Origin of the sequence: Hafnia sp. HMSC23F03 (assembly GCF_001816025.1) — a bacterium.
Taxonomy (GTDB): Bacteria; Pseudomonadota; Gammaproteobacteria; order Enterobacterales; family Enterobacteriaceae; genus Hafnia; species Hafnia paralvei.
Genome location: NZ_KV824234.1, coordinates 225,511 through 246,113, shown reverse-complemented (window position 1 = coordinate 246,113; position 20,603 = coordinate 225,511). Strand labels below are relative to the sequence as shown.

The window sequence follows — 20,603 nt, the reverse complement described above, 5'->3', positions numbered from 1 at the left end:
CAGTAAAACTCGGCTGATTTGATGCCTTTGCGAGATAAAAGAAGGGGCCATTAGGCCCCTTATTGCATTCACATATTGTCTAGATTCGTTAATTACCGAATTAGAACTGGTAAACAATACCCAGTGCAACGATGTCATCGGTGTTGATGCCAGCGTTTTTGGTGAAGCGGTTGTCATCCAGCAGGTTGATTTTGTAATCAACATAGGTAGACATGTTTTTGTTGAAGTAGTAAGTCGCACCAACATCAACATATTTCATCAGATCTTGGTCGCCATAGCCGTTACCGAGGTCTTTACCTTTTGACTGCAGGTAAGCAACGGATGGACGCAGACCGAAGTCGAACTGGTACTGTGCTACGATTTCAACGTTCTGAGATTTGTTAGCAAAGCCATAAACGGCATCTGGACCGCTTGCAGAGAAATCACCGAAACGGTTAGCGTTATACGCCTGAGTATACATAGCTGCTAAGTATACGTTGTTAGCGTCATATTTCAGACCACCGGTGTAGATGTCTGCTTTATCGCCATGACCCATAATGTTGTTATATTTTCCACCTTTACCACCGCTATTCTGATCATTTGTACGATCAGATGAGGAGTAAGCTGCTGCTGCGCTAATACCCCAGCCCAGATCGTAGGACAGAGACATACCGTAGCCGTCGCCGTTCTGACCCTGAGCGTCACGGCCATTGTTGGATTCGGTTGGGCTATCGTTTTTACCCTGATACTGCAGAGCGAAGTTCAGACCGTCGACCAGACCGAAGAAGTCGGTATTACGGTAGGTCAGCATGCCGTTACCACGCTGGAACATGAAGTTATCAGCACCGTAGGTATCGCCACCGAATTCTGGCAGCACGTCAGTCCATGCGCCGACATCATAGATCACACCGTAGTTACGGCCGTAATCCAGAGAACCGAAATCGGCAAATTTCAAACCAGCAAAGCCAACACGGGTAAAGTTGTTGTTATCTTGGCTTTCAGTGTGGTTCAGGTTGGCTTGGTATTCCCACTGGCCATAGCCGGTCAGTTGGTCGCTAATCTGAGTTTCACCTTTGAAGCCGAAACGAACGTAGGACTGATCGCCGTCAGAACCGTTGTTATCGGAGAAGTAGTGCAGACCATCTAATTTACCGAACAGATCCAGCTTGTTGCCGTCTTTGTTGTAGATCTCTGCAGCGTTAGCTGCGCCTGCAACTAAGAGTGCAGGGATGATTACTGCCAGCAGATTACGTTTCACTATGATATTCCTTCTTAGTTTTTTGACCGGCCAAGGTCAGATATATGTGCCACTGCTTATTTATGTTTTTTTACACTTGCTGCGTGAACTTAAGTGCGTTCCATCAGTCAAAGTTCACGCTACAAGCATAGCCTAATAATATGTTTAATGCGCTACAAATAAAAAGTGCAAATACGACGTTTATTTATATTTTATGGTAATTAAATGTATTAAAATGTAAATGAGACTGAACTAAATATACAAACCCGCGGGCGAAGAAGCTGTTTTTTCCTTTTAAAAAGATATCGTTAAGTGATAATTCATATGCTTGATGTTTTCTGAAAAATGATAATTTTCCAGCTACCACACAAATTGCAAATTGAAGTGAAAATTATGATGTATAATTAAACCTCATCATTGTTACTGCATTTTTTTACTGTGTCTTAAGATTCTTTTTAAGCCGAACCTCTATTAAGGTTCGGTTTTTTTTATCTTTTATTTATAAAAATATATTTAAAAACAATGCGTTAGTTATTTCTCTGGTGATGGACGCCTCATGGTGGATATATTGGCGAGATTGTTTTTCATGGTCTATAATTAAGAATTGCTTGTCTAAAAATGCTGTTTTTAAATTTGTTTTTGATTATTCGTGCGCAACTTCTGTATAGGCTTTTTCAGTTTTCCCTCCACCTTTGTATTTAAAGCATTCGCTTGTTTTAAAAATAACGCTTTTGATTATTCATGCTAAATCATAAATGTAGAGCACGTATTGTTAAGAAACTACGGTATCGATATAAAAATAAATCAATTTGTTCATTGTTTAGCCCATATCAATCTGAGGCGGACAGCAAGAAATAGAGTGGATATTTTTCGGTGGGAATATGGTCGGAATGGTGTTTCATTATTCAGTCGCTACGGATTATTTTCACTGGAATAAGCCTAGCGACAGAAATCGTTTAGGGTGAAATTGAGTTAGACCGAATCAACTGGCTTGATAGGGGAGGTGGAAAAATTTGGGCAACAAAAAACCCGCCGCAGCGGGTTTAAGATACGAGATACGTCTACTTATTACTCACCATCGGGATGTGCGCGTTTTGCTCTCTTCTCTGCGCGTTTCTCTGCAGGGCTCTTCAACGGTTTCTTCTTCGCATTCTTTTTGCTATCCATTCCCTTACTCATTTTGGCCTCTCTTAACCGTAGTTAGGTTGGTATGCCTGTTAACTAAAGCTCTCTGAGACCAAACTTGCAAGCACCATTTTGTATAGATAGTTCAATTGTATGATTTTTAAGGTGTTATTGATCTGGTTTATTTCGCAGTGAATGTACCAATACCAAGGTAATGTCGAGTGACTAGCAAAACGTAAATAGCAAGTTGTCATTTTGTAGCAGATAGCATGGTAATGAACTGAGTGAAAATGTAAGATTAAAATCAATATGCTAGCGTATTTTCGGTGTTCAAACCAAATGCGTGAGCTCAGTGTTACCGATTGGATTTATCTTCACCTGCTTCTAACAAAAGGAACGCAACCGCCATGAAATTGCTCAAATCAACCCAAATACATCTTTCAGGACTCTGCGCCGCGCTGCTGCTGAGCGTATCACCTCAGGTTTTTGCACACGCGCATCTTACCGAGCAAACCCCAGCGGCAAAAAGCGTGGTGAGTGCACCCTCAGAACTGACTTTTGTGTTTAGCGAGGGAATTGAACCCGGCTTTAGCAAAGTAACGGTGGTTGGCCCTGAAAAGAAAAATATCACCACCGGTAAGTTGTTGGTGACAGGCGCCGATAAAACACATGTGTCAGTGCCATTCTCCCAGCCGTTGGAGCAGGGCGAATACAATGTTAACTGGAATGTGGTTTCCGTCGATGGGCATAAAACTAAAGGCGAATACACCTTCTCTGTGAAATAAGGCCAATCATGAGTATTGCGGCTCTTTATGTGTTATGCCGCTGGATTCATTTTGCCAGTGCATTACAGATATTTGGCCTAGCGCTGTATGTTGGGTGGATCGCTCCACCCAAGTTGCGTAACGGCTTAGAAAAGCAGCTTAGTCCATTGCGTGGCGTGTGTTTAACGCTCTGTGCATTAAGCTCTTGGCTGATAGTAGCATTGCAAGCGGGTCTGATGGGGGACGGTTGGAGCGATGTCTTTCAGCCTATGATTTGGCTCGCAGTGATGCAGACAACCTTTGGTGATGCGTGGCTGTTCCAACTGATATTCTCTTCATTACTCTTGGTTGCACTTTGTCTGCCGGCTGTTATGCGGCGTGGAATGCTTATCCTGTTGGCTGCCGCATTGCTTATTACCTTAGCAAGGACAGGTCATGCCTCGTCAGAGCAAGGCGTTCTCGGTATCGTCCATCGGCTGAACAACGGTGTTCACTTGCTCAGCGCAGGATTCTGGTTTGGTGGCTTAGTTCCGTTTGGGTTATGCATTAGAGAATTACAGCAAAACACCACGGCGAAAAATTTCGCTATGGACGCCGTGATCCGTTATTCACGCTGGGGCCATTTGGCCGTGGCATTGGTTATCGTCACGGGGATGGCGAATGCTATTTTGATATTAGGTCATTGGCCGTTGGACTTTAATTCTCTCTATGAGCGTTGGCTGTGGGGGAAAGTCTTGCTGGTGGCCGCGATGGTGTCTATTGCACTGTATAACCGTTATCGCGTCGTGCGCTCTATTGGCAGCAATCGACAACAAGCTTTTATACTGCTGGCGCGTAATGCGGCGGTAGAGTGGGTATTGGCGTTGCTGGTGTTGGCGGCGGTAAGTTTTTTCGCAACACAACCGCCAATTTAGATAGGATAGTCTCAGCTTAAGATTGAAAGATTGTGGAATTCTGCGATGAAAAAACGAGTTGTATTGACAGGAATATTGGCTATTTGGGGCTGTACCGTATCAGGCAGTGCTTTGGCGGCCCGCACAGTGGAAACCGTGAGCAAGGCGCAGTTTGGTAAACAATGGGCTTTTGTCAAAGAAGAAGTGCAATTGCAATGTACTAAAGATCATGCGTTGTTTGTGATCAACGCCAGTACGTTGGCGCAGTATCCGCTCGATGAGAAAGCGGCAGAATTGGTCAAAACCAAAAAAATGGCGGCTCAGCCGCTAGATACTATCCTGCTAGATGACCCAGAGAATGCGGGGCATAAAATGAGCGTGGCTCCTTTCATTGAGCGTGCGCAGCAACTTTGTCAGTAGATACTGTGGCTCATCTGAACCAAATGAAGCGGCAACTAAGCCGCTTCTTTTTGTTTATGGGAACGGAATTATGTTAGGTGGCACCTGCCAGCGTGCCACTGAGTGTGATTTATGCTGCGGCTGGCATACCGCATAGTTTGGTTAAACTTCGAGCGCCAACCATGACGGTGGCAACGTAGGATTGACGGCGGGTCACAACTTCCACCGCGATGAGTTTATCTCGATATTTAATATGGTAAGTAGAAGGCCATCCTTGACGGGCAAGGCCATAGGCTTTGGCATGCTGATCGATCGCTGCATGCGCAACAACGAGGTGAGAGAAGTTTGTATCGCCTTTAATGATTCGCTTCATAGAGGCTCCGTAATACATAAATCCATCAAATTATTAGTCTGTCAGTACTAAGCTGACCTCTTTGTTATAGCACCAATATCAATAACATTGCAGCATGACTTTTTTATGACACGATCCTGATCGGCTTAAATCAAGCGATTTGTTTATTTATTAATCAATTATCTTGTATACATTAGGCAAATAGTTATTGCTGTGACAAAAAAGGATCTTTTAGGGTGATCTCAAAGATCCTTTGATGAATTAGCACAGCGAAATGGATGGCAAGGGTGCTAGTCTGGTATCAGGCATCACATAAAAAGGATATGTTATGACATTAATCTTCACGTTGACGCTAGCACCTTCCTTAGACACTTCCACGACCACCGCTAAGCTGTATCCCGATGGCAAACTGCGATGTTCTGAACCTATTTACGAACCCGGCGGCGGCGGTATTAATGTGGCGCGCGCTATTGCCCATCTTGGCGGAAAAGCCTGCGCTATTTTTCCCGCTGGAGGCCCAACCGGACAGCACTTGGCTGAGCTATTACAACAAGAACATGTAGAGATCCAAACTGTAAAAACTCAGGCATGGACTCGACAAAATATGCATGTTCACACCGAAGTAACGTGCGAGCAGTATCGCTTTGTGATGCCGGGTGCCAAATTAACCACGCAGGAGTTTGAGCAATTGCGTGAATGCGTGTTAGCGCTTCCACGTGGCAGCATTTTGGTCATCAGCGGGAGTCTACCTGAAGGTGTTACGGTGGCTGAGTTACAGGAACTTATACGCTTAGCGCAAACGAAAGGTATTGAGTGCGTGCTGGATAGTTCTGGGCAGGCACTGATGGCGGGGCTTGAAGTCGGCGGTTTGCTGCTGGTTAAGCCCAACCAGAAAGAGCTTTCTGAGCTTAGCGGTAAAGATTTGCTTGAAGAGCCAAGCGCAGTGCTAGAAGCGGCTCAGTCGATTGTAGCGGCAGGCAAGTCAAAATATGTCGTGGTTTCTCTTGGGGCTCAAGGCGCGCTGGCGGTAGGGCAGAACCACTGGGTTCAGGTGGTACCACCGCCGGTAAAAATGCGCAGTACCGTGGGGGCGGGCGACAGTATGGTGGGGGCAATGGTGCTGAAGTTATCACAGCAGGCCGACTTACTGGATATTGTGCGTTATGGCGTAGCAGCAGGCAGTGCCGCTACGCTAAATAAAGGGACCCGCTTATGTCAGCAGCACGATGTTAATGCGCTGTACGGTTATCTCTGCCAACAACAGACGCCGCTTAACGACGTGTAGTTTCCCGATTCATACTACCCATCTTCCGAGATGGGTAGAAAGCTCAGTCCATCACCGTTTTGTATAAGATGAGCAATGTACCCATTGCACCTTCAAATGTCGATCTCATGACAAAACCAGACATCAATAAGAACAGACCACAACCCACTATCATCCAAAAATAAAATTGCTTAATCATGACTTCTACATCCTCTAATGCGGTCATGATCTTAACATATTCATATTATGAATGTTTGGAAGTGGATGCGTTTTTACTTACGTATTGGTCGAAGTTATACAGAGGGTTATGTTGTTTGTTAATCAACGATGTCGCTAACTTTCTTAAAAATAGGGCATTCAGCTACCCCGATTACGCCATTTGATGAGTGCAGATAATCTGCTGCTACGATAGAGCGCGCTGTTAAGTATTTACACTTCAAACCAAGACCAGCAACAGTTGTATGGCTGCCGATAAGGATGCCATAGCCAGATAAAAATAGTGTTACATAGGTGAGTACAAATACTGCGAGAATGGTTTTCAAACCTAAGTCCCCTGAGCTATAGAAAGTTGTAATAAACATAGCAAGTATCTGATGGGGGGCGTCTATAGCCCAATTCTTAATGTGCTAGAGGACAGAACTTATCCACTAGTGTGAGATTATAGAGCACCGTGCCTTACACTGTAATTTGTTGTTTTTGTGAGTATATTTAAACTTTTTTTGGTAAAATCTAAAAATTATTTTTACAAAATTGCATTTTTTTAAATAAAGTGACATTTAAAACTATTAAAATAGTTATCTGTGAAATATTTAGCTGATGTAAATCAAGTTTATCTTTCCCTTTAGTAAGTACTCTTAAAGTGAATCATAAATGGAGGTTACATATGCTTAGGAACAGAGCATGGGTTGCAGCGATGGTATTTGCGCTGGCTCTTAATTCATCGGTAAGTGCCAATAAGGGCACCATACGTTTCGTTGGCGTTCTCGTTGAGTCTGGGTGCGAAATCACCCCTACAGACAAAGGTTTTCACTCGTCCTGCTATCAGGATGGCGACTATCAGAATCGCGCATATAAAGCGCTAAAATCGGGCGATCAGGTTGTTTTACCTTCCAACGTAGCGAACGTTCGGCTACAACCCATAGAAGGCCACCCAAACTTAGGGCATTTAGTGATTAGCTATCATTAACTATTATCCTGCCTGTTGAGTGCTGCCATAACATCTCTGTTTTGGTAGTACTCACCTCAATTGCTTTAAGATTTTTCTCCTTGAGCCACTAACGCAAAGTCCGGATAGTGCGTGAATGCGATCACACTAATGGCAAAACTCAGATTATTCACACCGTGTATGATCGCTGCCAAGAAAGGGGAATCATTCAATGAAAAAAATATTAACTGCTGCGTTACTATTAGCGCTGGCCGGGTGTAGTAGTCCCGAATCAATAACTGCGAATAAACACCAAGTCATGGATTTAAAAATAAGCCGAGCAGCCGGTGTTTATTCTCAGTGCCTAAATAAAAAGTGGTCTCATATTAATCCGGCGACCCGTTATTATAACAATAATAACACTCACACCATTGCCAGTTACTTAGACGGGCAGGGGGAGATGGCATCGGCTAAAATTCAGACTATCAGCGATAACCAGTCTGACGTGGAGATTTTCTTGACGTCGCGTGGCAACAGCCAACAAGCCTTGCTGGAAGCAGCGAAAGCCTGCGTGTAATGAGCGTGATTCGTGTGCCTTGCCACCTAAGCGACAAGGCTTATCGAATTAGCTAAAGAATTTACCCTTAAGTATATCTAAGCCTGCGTTGACCAGCGCGTTTCCCTGTGGAATTTCACCATTAGGTGATAAACCATCGATCAGCTTAGGCAAATATGTTGCAAGCAGTTGCGATGCATTCTCAGTATTAATGCCGAGTGAGCTGGCAAGGGCTGTAATAGATTCAATGCTAAATACATTCTGAACCTGTTCGCCGGAAATCGGTTGGTTATTACCTGTACCGATCCAAGATTCAATAATGCTTCCTAGGCCTTGGCTTTTAAATTTCTCGATCAACGCGGTTATACCACCTTGTTGTTCTACCCAAGCCATAATGGCTTTGATTTGATCTGCATTCTGGCCTTGGCCACCTAACATTCCGCCTAAACTATCCAATAATCCCATGATATGACTCCAAAACTCGGTAAATAAAGAAAACCTTATACTTCGTGATGACAGTATACCGCGCATGGCATTGAAGCCAATTAGTAAAGTATGGTTAATAATCGTTTATTAGGGCGAAATTTCATCACTATTTCGACTTTAGGATCAATCCGAAAAGCAAGATGGTTAAGGAAAAAAGGACTGGGCATTTGAATAATCTTGATTCTTCTCCTAGGCTTATAGGACACAATAGCTACAAGGAATGAGAAAATGAAATATACCAAATCAGCTGTTATGGGAATCGCTGCAGTAGCAGCGGCATTTGCTATTTCGGCTTGTAGTACTTACGATCGTGCAGCAAGTTATGTTACTGAGCCTGTAGTCAAAGATGTAAAAGTAGGTATGACTAAACAACAAGTGGTGGATATTGCAGGCCAGCCAGCAACCAGCATCACGATGGTAAATGCTCGCGGGACGTGTAGCACCTACCTAATTACAGGTACAGATAAAAAACCACAAAACTACTTTGTAAGCTTCGATGATACCGGCAAAGTATTGAATAAGGGTTATCAGTCTTGTGCTGAATACGATACTAACCCGCAAAAATAAAATCAGGTGATGGTAATAAATTCGCGTTGACTGGGCGGCTCTTTGGAGCCGCTTTTATTTCCTCATCTAACCCATGGTTATTTATTGTGCTCTATTTAGACAATAAATTGACATAAATATAAAATCTCACTAAGCTCCAATTCAACACCGATTAATATCTGTGCGTAAGCGTTCACGTCATCCAACGCGTTTAATTCTGTTTGCTATTTAAGCAGGAGAGAAGGCGTTTCTATTGGGCTTTCTCTCAGCTGTTTTGGAGTTAGCACTGTATGTCACATCCCGTTTTTGTTAGTACACCTAAAGCAAATCATGCGCTGTTTCCTTTGACGTCGGCTGTTTTTCTTACTTATCTCACCGTAGGATTACCTTTACCAGTTATTCCTCTGTACGTGCATAACCAGCTTGGTATGAGTAATACCATGGTTGGGATCGCCGTCGGTACGCAGTTTCTGGCAACCGTGCTGACGCGTGGCTATGCCGGACGCCTTGCGGATCAACAAGGTGCCAAACGCTCAACCTTACAAGGAATGCTGGCGTGCTCTTTGGCTGGAGTGGCCTATCTCTTGGCTGCGTTGCTACCTGCTGAAGCCATGACCAAGTTTGTTATTCTGCTCGTTGGCCGATTAGTGCTGGGGTTTGGTGAAAGCCAGCTTTTGACGGGAAACCTCACCTGGGGACTTGGTCTTTTGGGGCCTTCACGTTCAGGCAAGGTAATGTCTTGGACCGGTATGGCGATTTATGGCGCACTGGCCGCTGGTGCACCGCTCGGGCTGCTGTTGAACCAGCATTGGGGGTTTGCAGCGCTGGGGATTTCCACTTTGATTTTACCGCTGGTGGCCATTCTCATTAATTTTAAAGTCAAGGCGGTGGAACCTCACGCTGGGCAGCGTATACCTATGTGGAGAATGCTGGGGAAAATTTGGCAGCCCGGTGTCGCTCTGGCGTTGCAAGGTGTAGGTTTTGCCGTTATTGGAACCTTTATTTCACTCTTTTTTGGTGCTCATGGCTGGGCGCATGCCGGCTTAGCGCTGACCTGTTTTGGACTTTCTTTTGTCTTAATGCGGGTGTTGTTTGGCCAATTACCTGATCGCGCTGGTGGCATCAAAGTGGCTATCGCCTCTTTACTAGTGGAAACCGTGGGATTAGTTCTTATTTATTTCGCGAGTACATCGCTTGTGGCTTTAGTCGGTGCTGCATTGACGGGAGCGGGGTGTTCGCTGATGTTCCCCGCTTTAGGTGTTGAAGTCGTGAAGCGTGTCCCAGTACATATGCGTGGCACGGCGATGGGAGGATACGCTGCATTTCAGGATGTCTCGTATGCGATTGCTGGTCCACTAACCGGCATTCTGGCCACTAGCTTAGGCTATTCGTCGGTATTTGCCGTGGGGGCTGTCTGCTCTGCGTTAGGGATCGTGATGATCCTATTATTTATGCGTCCGGTTTCACCACAAGCAGTAGAATCATAAATTAAACACAAAACTAAGGCCTCGAATGAGGCCTTAGTCGTAGAGATAACGTTTAGTTTGGAATAAAGCCACTAATGGATGTTATCCCGTCCCGCCATATGGGTGGGTTTCCGCCGGGTAAGCCATTGAGATGGCCGGTATTGTGGTTGAAAAAACACCTAACACTAATGAAATCAACTTCTTCATTTGACTCCTTCATGACCTGCGGTTTCAACACCATATCGCGATGCGAGTACCTGAAGCGTGATCTGCTTCACCCTATGAGAAAATGATTTTCGACTGAAAACTAATCCATTGTTATTTAAATAAATAGGTGCGTTTACATGCCTGGCAAGCTGAGGTGACAAACTCGGAGTTGTCTCAGTGCTTCAGCCTATGCATAGTCTGCTAGACTCTAATAAGGTATTTTTTCGTGTCTCTCAATAATGTAGTGACACTTTTTATTGGAGGTCAAAATGGGACTGCTTAGCTTTGTAAAAGATGCTGGTGAAAAAATCTGGGATGCAGTGAGTGGAAACCGCGATGATAAGCTGAAAGAGCATATCAATAAGCTGGGTTTACCCGATACGGATAAAGTTGACGTCAAAGTGGCAGATGATGGAACGGCGACGGTAACGGGCGAGGGCATCAGCCAAGAGTTGAAGGAGAAAATTCTGGTTGCGGTAGGTAACGTTGCAGGCATTAGTAAGGTGGACGATCAACTTGCTGCCGCACAGTCAGGGATTGAAAGCCATTTCTATACCGTAAAATCGGGCGATACGTTAAGCGCTATTGCCAAGGCGCAATACGGTAATGCCAATGATTACATGCGTATTTTTGAAGCCAACAAACCAATGCTGTCGCATCCTGATAAAATTTATCCGGGACAGATGCTAATCATTCCTCAGAAGTGAATGACTTAAGCAATCCAAACTGAAAAAAGCCGCCTATGCGGCTTTTTTCAGATCAATCAATAATATTTCATTTACTATCATTTTATCCGCTGATTGCCTTGTGACGCTGTCTTGCTATTATCACTCCACTTAAAATAATGAGGCTGGCTGGATGAAAAAGATTCTTACCCTATGTTTGAGTGCGTTTGTTTTGGCAGGCTGTGCGAGCACTGAAGGGCAATCCCCTTTTAAAAGCTATTTTTCCTGCGATGTGCCTGCGGCCAATCATTATCCTCGGATTGCATCCAAATCAGATTTGTTGGTGAATATGCGCAAGCTAGGCGTTGAGGCTGAGCGTAAGAATGTTGTCGCCGCGCAATGGGCCCAACAGGCGACGACCTCTGAAGAGAAAGCAAAAATCCAAGCTTGCACAGGCGAAATCCTGCAAGCGTCTATGGCGATCATTCAACCCCAGGTTGAACGAGTTAAGAGTGTGACCACGGAGCCTGCACAGATAAACGCGCTGAATGACGTGGATAGTAAATGGCAAGCCTATATGAATTCGATAACACAAAAAGGCGTGAACGCTTCTTTAGCGCAAGCTTTCAATAGTGCCGCAGATAATTACGATAAAATGTAATCAGAGCGAATGAAAAGCACCTAGGTATATATCTAGGTGCTTTTTTATCGCTTGAATTAACTTAGAAGTCGTAACGCAGGCGAACTAAATTCAGGTCGCTTTTGTTATCTGTGGTATTGGTAAATACGTGCTCTACGTCAATTTGGAAACCATAGTCAAACTTGGTAGAAATACCTAGCGTTTGGTGGTTACTTTGATAATCACGTCCGGTGTTGAATTTCAAGCGGTCGCCAGCGTAGTAAGGCGTGATATTTTTCACTAAATATTGACTGACAGGGAAGGTATAACCCGCATAATATTCAACGCCGTAGGCGTTTCCGGCAAAGTAATCATGACGGTTTTTCACCCCGGTCATCAGGAAGTTGCGATACCAACCCGCCGATGCCGCCAGAGTCCAGTTATCTGGTTTCCAGCTTAAGCCCGTGCCTAGCAACTGCTGGCCATTATCTTTATTACCGCGGTCTACACCGTTGGTTTGTTTAATACTTTGCTGGATATAGCTGTATGCCGTACCCCAGGTTAATTCATCAGTAATGTGATAATCCACACCCAGTGCACCGCCGCCTTTGCGCTGATAACGCAATGGATTACCGTTGTTTAAACCAGCAGGGTGGGAATCGTCATGTAGAACACCGCCTACATATAAATCGACGGGGCCGAAGGTGTTTTTATACTGAACCAGATTATAGCTGCGGTAAGAGCCATCATAGTTACCGTTATAGCCATTACCCGGAGCCTGCGCCTGCATGTCGAAGTCCCAGATATCGGTTTTTGCACCGACAACGGTATAGTAAATGCTATTTTGTTTACCGTAGGTCAGAGTCCCCCACGTTGCGCTTTTCAGGCCGCCAAACAACATACGACGGTCGGTATTTGCGGCGCCTTCCGCATAGTGATTATCCCAGTTGAATATTGCTGGAACATTCAGACCCAGTTCGTAATAGCCAATGAGGCTAACATCATCAAACAGATAGTAATCAGCCGAGAAGCGGACACGAGTACCACCATCATAGCCGTTACGTTTGTAAGATCCTTTATCGCTATTACCCATCTCATCAATAAACTGAGGACGAATACTGCCACCGACCTGAAACTTCAGGCGGCTCAGTGGATCGCCGGCCTGAGGATTTTGTTCCAGTAATGTAATTTCTGCGAGAGAGGAGAATGACGCACAGCCCAATGCCACTGCCAATGCTACTTTTTTAGCCACATGATGTTTAAACATTATTTATCCCTGCATATTCATGAATATGTAATTTACATTCGTAATTGTTTTATAGGTAAAATAATAGAAATACATAAAGCTATCTTTGATTATATTCAACAGCTGAATGCGGTGTGCATTCAACTATATAGCGACAAAAAAAGCAACAATAGCCGCATAATTAAACTAAAAAATTGAAATTCTGGTTTTGAGTTTTGTACAAGAGATAGCTTTCTTTTTTATTAGCATGGTTATTTTTAAGTCAAAACGTCTGCTATATGAACGCAATATATTGGATAAAATAAAAATGATACTTTAGGGAGTAAATAATAACTCAGTGGGATTTTTGTTGAGCGCTTTAGGTGGAAGGATAAATACGAATATGGGGATGTTGAATTGGTTCAAAGTTCGTCGAAACAAAGGTTGTTTGCGTTATTGAGTATTGGTTGATGTTTTAGCTCCTTGCACGATGGCGCAGCTAACGGGGATGTTTCCTTGTATGACTAACACTCTGGCGATGTTTGCAGTGCTGCCGTCTGCTAGCGAGTGACTATGACTCATTGTCACTGTAATCGTATCGACGGATACTGTGGTGAAAATGGCATCGGCTTGGGCTTGGCCTATTTTCCCACCAGCACTGGCTGTAAGTCTTATCGTCTCACCTTTGAGTCGTTTCGAACGGTTGAAAAGGGTGACCGGCTAGTATTTGCTTCAGATGTAGTCTGCGCAGATGCTGCGTACGGCAACATTGAAATGAGCGGAAATAAAACCTGAAATAGGATCTGTTTCCATATAACAAACTGAAAAATATCAGAAAACTTGTTTCTGGTTGGCGATGTCATCATTACCCTCGATGTTGATAAATTATTGGCTTATTAAAGGTAGCGTCTTCATGTGGAAAAGTAGGGCAGCAGAAATACATTTTTCATAAATGAGCTAATACATGAGGGAAGGACGTCGTATTGATATAGCTAAGAAGCGCCTGAGTGTGAAGCATCCCCATTTTTCGCATGATATTTCTCTTATGAGAACTTGCTGTTTTTGTTTTTAGTTTTTCTATTAGCTCTCGGTTGGCTTGGGCGGTTCTCAAAGACTGTAAAAATGTCTTTTCCGTACGGGTCAATAATGGTTTGTAGTGTGTGCCACATAGGAATACGTTTTCTTTTTCATACGGACGAAACATAAATGCGCCCAACCCATCAGGAACAATGCTTTTGATACTTTTAACCATTAACTCGCATTGCTCTCTAATAAAGCGACCAATGATTTCCACCGTGACAATGTCAGAGATAACGAGAATTTTATCGCCAGGCTTAAAGTCATGGCAGTTAGATAGCAAAAGCAAATTGTCTGAAGGTTTTTTATCGTTAAATAGAATAATGTGATCGAATAGTGAATCCACAGACTTTTTGTCCATAGTATCAGTTATATTTTCAATTTCAGATGCGAAAATCATATGACTGATCGCGCTTTCAAGATAATAATCTTCAGTGTAAGAAATGAGATTCATATTAAGTATCGGTGTCAGATGAATAGTATAATAATGCATTTAATTGCATGAAATTCCGCTAATGCATTGAATTTAATCGATCTTTTTAAGGCGTCATTCCAGATGCCTTTGTTTATCTTTTAGACGGTGTTAACTTAATGAGAATATTTTTCGGAATGATGTTCCTCTGATAACTTAAATTAATTTAACTCACGGAAGAATACACCCATGTTAATTGGGAACGATACCTTTTCTGAGTCCAAAAATGGATTGTTTATGTAATTTATTGAATACCATATTTATTTTATTTTGAATGCACAGTGCCTTTTGCGTACAAATATATTTATTGAGTTGATGTATTTTTGTTTTTTCATTATTAATATTTATTAGTTTTCAATATTATTTCTCTATATTATCTGGATGGTTTTTAAATGTAACGTCCACTAGGTTATTAATATTCATTAAACTTAGGCAGTTATGGAACCGTTCTATCGCGTGGCGACTCTCAATCAGTCGCAATGGTAATAGCATCAATGCAGGGGGTGCGATTTATAAATTATGTATTCGGTTTTATGAATGTTTTACTCAATAATCTGTCATCGTGTTGGGACGTAGCGTGGGTTAGTCAGTAAAAATGGGCATCCTTGGCTGTGAGTCATCATATCTGCATGGGAATGACTCAAGTGAGGTGAGCGACTAGGCTTCATCTTTGGTTAAAGCGTTTTACCATGGCGTTTTGAAGTTAATCCTAATGATAAGAATTTCATTCAAAGGTGAGGTTCCCCCTGTTATGATCAATAGAGCTTTTGACTAAAAGATAAAAATAGGAGTTGCTATGAGTCATTTTGATGTAACGAATGGACCTGGTGAAAACGCTTTTTTTTAGTATTCAATCTGATGGATACCTTAGAAACCCAAAACACGTTAATTGATTTTTGTTCAGAGTTTTCAGCCATTTCTAGGAGTATGAGAAATCGTTTTCCAGAACTACAGATCAGCTGCGTTATGGGTTTCGGCGCTCAGGCATGGAGAAAATATTTCCCTGAGCAACCAGTTCCTAAAGAGCTATTTCCATTTGAGGAAATCAAAGGGCAAAAACATACCGCAGTATCTACCCCCGGTGACATCTTTTTTCATATCAGGGCACTACGTGTTGATGCTTGCTATGAAATGGCATCCATTATCTGCAAGAAATTGTCGGAGATAACGACTGTTGTCGATGAAGTCCATGGTTTTCGTTATTTCGATGGACGCTCAATTATTGGATTTGTAGATGGTACAGAGAATCCAGAATATCCCGATGAGCGTATTGAATGTGCAGTGATCGGCGATGAAGATCTTAATTTTCGTGGTGGTAGCTATGCTTTCGTTCAAAAATATATTCATGATATGAAAGCATGGGAAAATTTACCTACTGAAATGCAAGAGAAGGTGATTGGACGCCATAAATTCAATGATGTGGAGTTGTCTGACGAAGAGAAAAACGAGAACACTCATAACGTTGTCACTAATATTCAGGATGACCAAGGGAACGACCTGAAAATTGTACGTGCAAATATGCCATTTTCAAATCCAGCTAAAGGGGAATATGGCACATACTTTATTGGTTACTCTCGTTATTTTTCAACGACTAAACGTATGTTGGAGAATATGTTTATCGGTGACCCTATCGGTAACTCAGATAAATTGTTGGATTTTAGTGTCGCAGTGACAGGCACTCTATTTTTTATTCCTTCTCCTGATTTGTTAGAACGATTGGGTGATTGATAGATTTTTGTGTGCTCGAAAGCTATTATCGATAGGTTGATTATTAAATAGTGGGTTTATAAACCCACTATTGCAGCCTGCGGAGAAGGGGGTTACTTCATTAAATCGCAAAGTAAATGGTTCACTATTCTGGACCCACATTTTGTTTCTGCAGATGCCTCTTTTATAGTTTTTGCGCAATATCCCAGATGAATCCAAAAGGATCTTTCACCCGCGCTTTTAAATCCCCCCAGAACATCTCGCAAGGTTCACTGAGCACTGTCGCTCCGGCTTTTACCATTTCATCAACCATCGCAACGGTGTCGTCAACGTATATATAGAAAATGAATAGGGTTAGGGCACCTGACGTTTGTGGGCTATGCAGATCAGAGTCCCAGCCTTCCTTATTGATAGTAAAGTTCGTGCCGCGGTAGCGAATGCGTGCAAAAAGCATCTCACCATCATCTCCTTCCAATTCCGCAATCGCAACCATACCCATGGCGTTAGTATAGAAGGCCGTCGCTGCTCTGACATCGGGCACCACAAGCGCGGTTGTCAGCCAAGTGAGCCCCATGCCTTCCCACGGATGAGTACGATTTTCAACATTGTTGAACCAGTCTAGTTTTTTCATCACAGTTTTCTTCTAGAATTGCGCAGTTAATATCAATATAAAAAATGAATGACAGATAATACTATTTAAAAATAGATGGCTCGCAGAAGAAATAGCTTTGTTTTGTAACAAAATACAGCGTTTTAATACACGAACATACGTATGACCCAAATGAATAAAAATTTTTAATGTGATTGTTTGATTATATTTATCACGCTGATAAATATGTTTGATCAGGTTCTTTTCTATATCAATCATTATTCTGTTTATCAACTCATTAGGTTTATTTAATAATGTTAAAGATAACCCCAGGGTGTGTTTTTTAGACGAAGTCTACAGGGTGTATAGCATAATATAATGTGGTATCTTTTTCTTCTTATGCGGTAATCTGCCGTATCTGCCGTATCTGCCGTATCTGCCGTAGTAGTTTAATTGTATAGGAACGTTGAGTGAACTATAAATATATTATTGGAGTTTCCCTTTTAGCATGGCTCGGCATCAATACTGCTTTTGCATCTGGTGCCTGCGTGAAGTATGGAGAAAAGGTAAAACTCAGTGGGTATGTTGAAATTAGAACCTTTTATGGTCCTCCTAATTTTGGTGAGAATCCAAAAACAGATAGTCGTTTAGTGCAAAATATCCTGTTTCTCGATGAACCCATTTGCTCAAAAGATGATAAAGATCATCAAGATGAAAAGAATGAAATTGAAGTGACGCTTCGCACGGATGGGTCATCTGACTTTTTAGATGCGCTTGCGGGTAAACATGCTACCGTAATCGGCAAGCTTGAACACTCTGAAGTTGGAAATGACAATACCAATCTTATTTTATCCTCGGTAAAAATGTCGGAGAGCGATGCTGAGTACCAAACAAGAATAGAAAGAAAACCTATACTTGACGCTATCCGCCCTGAGGCCTCTAAACAAGCAGGCCAGCCTGTTCGCATCAAAATCGATCGGCTAAACGTCAGTCACGGATCGGCAATTCTTATCGGGGAAATAGCCGCAGAAGAAGGTAAAAAGCTGGATTGGTCACTTGCTAAAAACTGCGATGCGGATCTTGATAAGATGCTTTGGGTTGTGCTGAGCAAAACTGGTGAAAAATGGAATGTGAAGGACATTGATATATGCGCATCCGAACCGCCTTATTGGTATTTGGAAGACGCGCAATTGACAATGCCGTGTGAGGTTTATAAGGGGATGGATTCGATGAAAGAGGGCAGCCAACTCGTCGATTTAGGGCAACGCTGCGAGGCGTTAAAAGAAAAACCTAACAAGAAAACCGAATCCACAAAAAATTCAGACGTTTCGCTCACGCTGGATAATAACCAGAAACTCGACATGCTCACGCAGTTTCAGCAATTCCAGCAGGCGTTGAAGAGCGATAACGTCTCTGCAGTGAAGTCTTTTTTTATATTTCCTCAGGCATGGAACATCAGTTTTTGGTCAGAAAATGAAGGAAACCCACCAGAAAAAATAACAGAAGAAGTATTTGATAAGTACGCGACCCAAATTTTAGATGAGCTGAGGCCATTAAGCCTGATCCAGCTTGATTTACACACGATGGCTATTATGGAGCATCGAAAGAGTGGATTGTCCAAGGAGGAGCAACGCAGGACGTATTACCCTGCTGAGGGAGAGGATGAGAATCGGTATTACTATAATGAGAGCAATATCAAGCACTTTGTTAATGGAACATGTGATGACGTGACGCGTGCTGAATTCTTTGACAACAAAATAATCGCTTCTATTGGTTCGGAACCGAATAAGCAACTCCCTGGTATGTCAGAATTATGCGACCATGCTGAGGTTTTTGATTTCGCTATTATTAACAATAAACTTCGCTTGATAAGCTCTTCTTTTGCAGGCTAACTGGATAGATTGGTGGAGATATGGGGTATTACCTTGTTATCTATATTAGCCCGTTTATGGTGTGTATTTACTATTCCTGGCGTCTCCGTATATTTGGAAACGCCAAGTTAAGTATTATTTAAAATGAGTGTGTTCGCTGAGAGAAGAACGAACGCCGGTTAGTGTTATAGATCTGTAGAAAACTATAAATGTAGGCCAGTAGACGTCCCCATCAACTTCTTTTATTGTGAAAATATGATTTCATTTTCCGGCTGTGACTCAACGGAACCATTGATTTCAGCGATGACCCTAATGGGACCTGAAGTATTACTTGTGATATAGATGTGAGAGTCTGAACCATTTCCATCTGAAGTCACCGTATCGGGTGAAATTACAGCACCCGTCGTAGTGGCCTCTTTTACTGTCAAGGTAACGGAAGGCATCGTTTCTCCCGTAATGCTATTTTTCACAAGAACAGCCATTCTACAAGGTGTCCCGACAGTACATTGCCCAGACCAAGGTGAAATAGTTGCTATTGCATTGTGCGGATTTGAAGTGATAGTCGCAGATGTAGAGATTAGACTACCTCCTTGTCCATTTGGATCTGCTGAAATTGTAAGGGCACCGACTTGGGCATCAAGGGTTGTCTGAATCGTTGCTTGATACGAGCCATCAGGCATTCGTGTAAACTCCTGAGGCGCGTTGATACCTATCGTTTTGCTTAGTTTTAATAAAACACCGAAACCATTACCGCTAATTGCACCTGGATTTCCATATTGGTCAAAAGCGATAAGTGTAGCAACGACAGAACTTCCCTGAGGAATTGATGATTGGCTCAACTCTAAATGTGAAGCACTTTCTGAGATACTAGACGGTATAATATTCAATTGTGGGCTTATCAATGAATATTCGCCTATTTGGAAAGTAGCTTGTAACGCTCCCGATTTTGTTACGTTTGATATAAGGGCTTCATATTCTTTCTCATTACTGGTCTGAGCATAATTTGCTATTGTCGCTCCAGATGAGGAGGTTCCCTGCAAACTACCGTGAGTTTTATCTTCAGGCAATGGGCTAGATATACTTGAAAAAATAACGTGAGCAAAAATCTGCCCGCCTGCACTGGTTGTGGTCATAGGGCTTCCGTTACTAAATGGGACAAACACTATTCTTCCGCCTTGTAATGGGCTGCCAAAATGAGCCGTATTTGTTGCATCTGCAGCCGCTGAAGTCGCTGTGACAATGACATCCTTATCGATATAGCTGGAATTAGTCACCGTCACGACGGCGTTCCCATTTGCATCTGTCACGCTTTGAGTCGATGAAATATTTGAATAAGGATCAGTGACAGACCAGTTTAGCGTAAAGTTGGGTAATGCATTTCCATCCTTGTCTTTGACCGTTGCCGTGACTTGAACACTCGCGTTTCCATCAGATACAGCGGAAGAGCGAACGTTCAATACCACTACTGCCGCTGTAATATCGACTATGAACGTACTCGGTTTTGATAGGCTGCTGTTATTGACCGTGGCGGTGATATTAACGGTTTGTGCTTTGGTATCGGTAAAGGTGACCGTTGTTTGACCGTCGGTGTCCGTCTTTGGCGAGGCACCTAGCAGGGCGGAACCATCTTGAGACCAGGTTACCTCCACGCCGGAGAGTGGATTGCCGTTTGCATCGACGACGGTAGCCGTGGCTTGGTTAGTTGCCGTGCCGTTAGCCACTGCTCCAGAGGTGACGGTCAAAGCACTGACTTTCACAGAGCCGCTGTCCCCAATAAACGTACTCGGTTTTGATAGGCTGCTGTTATTGACCGTGGCGGTGATATTAACGGTTTGTGCTTTAGTATCGGTAAAGGTGACCGTTGTTTGACCGTTGGCGTCCGTCTTCGGCGAGGTGCCTAGCTGGGCGGAGCCATCTTGAGACCAAGTTACCTCCACGCCGGAGAGTGGATTGCCGTTTG

General features: G+C 43.1%; 20 protein-coding genes and 1 pseudogene. 13 read left to right on the top strand and 8 right to left on the bottom strand.

Going from position 1 to position 20,603, the window contains the following annotated elements; genetic code table 11:
• Positions 1–100: 100 nt before the first annotated feature.
• Positions 101–1,237 carry a porin OmpC gene (gene ompC, locus HMPREF3091_RS17705; protein ID WP_070717570.1) on the bottom strand — a complete coding sequence of 379 codons (1,137 nt, stop codon included), beginning with the start codon at positions 1,235–1,237 and terminating at the stop codon, positions 101–103.
• 1,511 nt (positions 1,238–2,748) lie between these two features.
• On the opposite strand from ompC, the gene copC reads away from it, so the two are divergent.
• The 3 genes from copC to HMPREF3091_RS17690 are packed head-to-tail and all read left to right on the top strand — an operon-like array spanning position 2,749 to position 4,418.
• Positions 2,749–3,126, top strand: a complete 378-nt coding sequence (copC, locus tag HMPREF3091_RS17700; protein ID WP_004094997.1) for a copper homeostasis periplasmic binding protein CopC — start codon at positions 2,749–2,751, stop codon at positions 3,124–3,126.
• Between the two features lie 8 nt (positions 3,127–3,134).
• On the top strand, positions 3,135–4,019 hold the full coding sequence (gene copD, locus HMPREF3091_RS17695) for a copper homeostasis membrane protein CopD (RefSeq protein WP_070717568.1): 885 nt from the start codon (positions 3,135–3,137) through the stop codon (positions 4,017–4,019).
• Positions 4,020–4,064: 45 nt separating this feature from the next.
• Positions 4,065–4,418, top strand: a complete 354-nt coding sequence (locus tag HMPREF3091_RS17690) for a YebY family protein (protein WP_070717565.1) — start codon at positions 4,065–4,067, stop codon at positions 4,416–4,418.
• A 109-nt stretch (positions 4,419–4,527) separates the two neighbouring features.
• Here HMPREF3091_RS17690 and HMPREF3091_RS17685 read toward each other — a convergent pair whose 3' ends face one another.
• Positions 4,528–4,770: a DUF4060 family protein gene (locus HMPREF3091_RS17685; RefSeq protein WP_008813610.1), complete on the bottom strand. Its 243-nt coding sequence runs from the start codon at positions 4,768–4,770 to the stop codon at positions 4,528–4,530.
• A 307-nt stretch (positions 4,771–5,077) separates the two neighbouring features.
• Here HMPREF3091_RS17685 and pfkB point away from each other — a divergent pair, with 307 nt between their 5' ends.
• Positions 5,078–6,034, top strand: coding sequence for a 6-phosphofructokinase II (pfkB, locus tag HMPREF3091_RS17680; protein ID WP_070717562.1), 957 nt, complete (start codon positions 5,078–5,080; stop codon positions 6,032–6,034).
• A gap of 296 nt (positions 6,035–6,330) precedes the next feature.
• Here pfkB and HMPREF3091_RS17675 read toward each other — a convergent pair whose 3' ends face one another.
• The gene (locus tag HMPREF3091_RS17675; protein WP_070717559.1) at positions 6,331–6,594 is read right to left on the bottom strand and encodes a YobH family protein; all 264 of its coding nucleotides are present in this window, start codon (positions 6,592–6,594) and stop codon (positions 6,331–6,333) included.
• Between the two features lie 302 nt (positions 6,595–6,896).
• On the opposite strand from HMPREF3091_RS17675, the gene HMPREF3091_RS17670 reads away from it, so the two are divergent.
• Entirely contained in the window at positions 6,897–7,199 is a 303-nt protein-coding gene (locus tag HMPREF3091_RS17670) for a type 1 fimbrial protein (protein ID WP_070717556.1), read from the top strand.
• Between the two features lie 190 nt (positions 7,200–7,389).
• On the top strand, positions 7,390–7,734 hold the full coding sequence (locus tag HMPREF3091_RS17665) for an RNA helicase (protein WP_070717553.1): 345 nt from the start codon (positions 7,390–7,392) through the stop codon (positions 7,732–7,734).
• Positions 7,735–7,782: 48 nt separating this feature from the next.
• On the opposite strand, the gene HMPREF3091_RS17660 is transcribed toward HMPREF3091_RS17665, so the two are convergent.
• On the bottom strand, positions 7,783–8,178 hold the full coding sequence (locus HMPREF3091_RS17660; protein WP_004095008.1) for a YidB family protein: 396 nt from the start codon (positions 8,176–8,178) through the stop codon (positions 7,783–7,785).
• A gap of 249 nt (positions 8,179–8,427) precedes the next feature.
• On the opposite strand from HMPREF3091_RS17660, the gene osmE reads away from it, so the two are divergent.
• The 4 genes from osmE (at position 8,428) to HMPREF3091_RS17640 (ending at position 11,744) form a co-directional block, all read left to right on the top strand.
• Entirely contained in the window at positions 8,428–8,766 is a 339-nt protein-coding gene (osmE, locus tag HMPREF3091_RS17655; RefSeq protein ID WP_004095010.1) for an osmotically-inducible lipoprotein OsmE, read from the top strand.
• A 269-nt stretch (positions 8,767–9,035) separates the two neighbouring features.
• The gene (locus HMPREF3091_RS17650; RefSeq protein ID WP_004095011.1) at positions 9,036–10,232 is read left to right on the top strand and encodes an MFS transporter; all 1,197 of its coding nucleotides are present in this window, start codon (positions 9,036–9,038) and stop codon (positions 10,230–10,232) included.
• 455 nt (positions 10,233–10,687) lie between these two features.
• Positions 10,688–11,125, top strand: coding sequence for a peptidoglycan-binding protein LysM (lysM, locus tag HMPREF3091_RS17645; protein WP_004095013.1), 438 nt, complete (start codon positions 10,688–10,690; stop codon positions 11,123–11,125).
• Positions 11,126–11,276: 151 nt separating this feature from the next.
• Entirely contained in the window at positions 11,277–11,744 is a 468-nt protein-coding gene (locus tag HMPREF3091_RS17640; RefSeq protein WP_070717549.1) for a hypothetical protein, read from the top strand.
• A gap of 61 nt (positions 11,745–11,805) precedes the next feature.
• Here the strand turns inward: HMPREF3091_RS17640 and HMPREF3091_RS17635 are convergent, their stop codons facing one another.
• Positions 11,806–12,954 carry a porin gene (locus HMPREF3091_RS17635; protein ID WP_172635547.1) on the bottom strand — a complete coding sequence of 383 codons (1,149 nt, stop codon included), beginning with the start codon at positions 12,952–12,954 and terminating at the stop codon, positions 11,806–11,808.
• Between the two features lie 546 nt (positions 12,955–13,500).
• Between HMPREF3091_RS17635 and HMPREF3091_RS17630 the strand changes: the two genes are divergently transcribed.
• The gene (locus HMPREF3091_RS17630) at positions 13,501–13,722 is read left to right on the top strand and encodes a hypothetical protein (RefSeq protein ID WP_070717545.1); all 222 of its coding nucleotides are present in this window, start codon (positions 13,501–13,503) and stop codon (positions 13,720–13,722) included.
• 151 nt (positions 13,723–13,873) lie between these two features.
• Here the strand turns inward: HMPREF3091_RS17630 and HMPREF3091_RS17625 are convergent, their stop codons facing one another.
• The gene (locus tag HMPREF3091_RS17625) at positions 13,874–14,458 is read right to left on the bottom strand and encodes a hypothetical protein (protein ID WP_139146228.1); all 585 of its coding nucleotides are present in this window, start codon (positions 14,456–14,458) and stop codon (positions 13,874–13,876) included.
• A gap of 814 nt (positions 14,459–15,272) precedes the next feature.
• Here HMPREF3091_RS17625 and HMPREF3091_RS17620 point away from each other — a divergent pair.
• A pseudogene (locus HMPREF3091_RS17620) lies at positions 15,273–16,204 on the top strand (Dyp-type peroxidase).
• A 163-nt stretch (positions 16,205–16,367) separates the two neighbouring features.
• On the opposite strand, the gene HMPREF3091_RS17615 reads toward HMPREF3091_RS17620, so the two are convergent.
• Positions 16,368–16,814, bottom strand: a complete 447-nt coding sequence (locus tag HMPREF3091_RS17615) for a VOC family protein (RefSeq protein WP_070717541.1) — start codon at positions 16,812–16,814, stop codon at positions 16,368–16,370.
• A gap of 428 nt (positions 16,815–17,242) precedes the next feature.
• On the opposite strand from HMPREF3091_RS17615, the gene HMPREF3091_RS17605 reads away from it, so the two are divergent.
• On the top strand, positions 17,243–18,664 hold the full coding sequence (locus HMPREF3091_RS17605) for a DUF4431 domain-containing protein (RefSeq protein ID WP_070717538.1): 1,422 nt from the start codon (positions 17,243–17,245) through the stop codon (positions 18,662–18,664).
• Positions 18,665–18,885: 221 nt separating this feature from the next.
• On the opposite strand, the gene HMPREF3091_RS22960 is transcribed toward HMPREF3091_RS17605, so the two are convergent.
• Positions 18,886–20,603, bottom strand: a 1,718-nt coding sequence (locus HMPREF3091_RS22960; protein WP_246840013.1) for an Ig-like domain-containing protein, incomplete at its 5' end; no start/stop codon positions are given.

What these genes read in the sequence shown, in the direction of transcription:
- osmE (WP_004095010.1), top strand. Translation starts at nt 8,428, where the DNA reads ATGAAATATACCAAATCAGCTGTTATGGGAATCGCTGCAGTAGCAGCG.
- HMPREF3091_RS17625 (WP_139146228.1), bottom strand. Translation starts at nt 14,458, where the DNA reads ATGAATCTCATTTCTTACACTGAAGATTATTATCTTGAAAGCGCGATC.
- HMPREF3091_RS17640 (WP_070717549.1), top strand. Translation starts at nt 11,277, where the DNA reads ATGAAAAAGATTCTTACCCTATGTTTGAGTGCGTTTGTTTTGGCAGGC.
- HMPREF3091_RS17615 (WP_070717541.1), bottom strand. Translation starts at nt 16,814, where the DNA reads ATGAAAAAACTAGACTGGTTCAACAATGTTGAAAATCGTACTCATCCG.
- HMPREF3091_RS17670 (WP_070717556.1), top strand. Translation starts at nt 6,897, where the DNA reads ATGCTTAGGAACAGAGCATGGGTTGCAGCGATGGTATTTGCGCTGGCT.
- copD (WP_070717568.1), top strand. Translation starts at nt 3,135, where the DNA reads ATGAGTATTGCGGCTCTTTATGTGTTATGCCGCTGGATTCATTTTGCC.
- HMPREF3091_RS17675 (WP_070717559.1), bottom strand. Translation starts at nt 6,594, where the DNA reads ATGTTTATTACAACTTTCTATAGCTCAGGGGACTTAGGTTTGAAAACC.
- pfkB (WP_070717562.1), top strand. Translation starts at nt 5,078, where the DNA reads ATGACATTAATCTTCACGTTGACGCTAGCACCTTCCTTAGACACTTCC.
- HMPREF3091_RS17665 (WP_070717553.1), top strand. Translation starts at nt 7,390, where the DNA reads ATGAAAAAAATATTAACTGCTGCGTTACTATTAGCGCTGGCCGGGTGT.
- HMPREF3091_RS17650 (WP_004095011.1), top strand. Translation starts at nt 9,036, where the DNA reads ATGTCACATCCCGTTTTTGTTAGTACACCTAAAGCAAATCATGCGCTG.
- HMPREF3091_RS17660 (WP_004095008.1), bottom strand. Translation starts at nt 8,178, where the DNA reads ATGGGATTATTGGATAGTTTAGGCGGAATGTTAGGTGGCCAAGGCCAG.
- copC (WP_004094997.1), top strand. Translation starts at nt 2,749, where the DNA reads ATGAAATTGCTCAAATCAACCCAAATACATCTTTCAGGACTCTGCGCC.
- HMPREF3091_RS17630 (WP_070717545.1), top strand. Translation starts at nt 13,501, where the DNA reads ATGACTCATTGTCACTGTAATCGTATCGACGGATACTGTGGTGAAAAT.
- HMPREF3091_RS17685 (WP_008813610.1), bottom strand. Translation starts at nt 4,770, where the DNA reads ATGAAGCGAATCATTAAAGGCGATACAAACTTCTCTCACCTCGTTGTT.
- HMPREF3091_RS17690 (WP_070717565.1), top strand. Translation starts at nt 4,065, where the DNA reads ATGAAAAAACGAGTTGTATTGACAGGAATATTGGCTATTTGGGGCTGT.
- lysM (WP_004095013.1), top strand. Translation starts at nt 10,688, where the DNA reads ATGGGACTGCTTAGCTTTGTAAAAGATGCTGGTGAAAAAATCTGGGAT.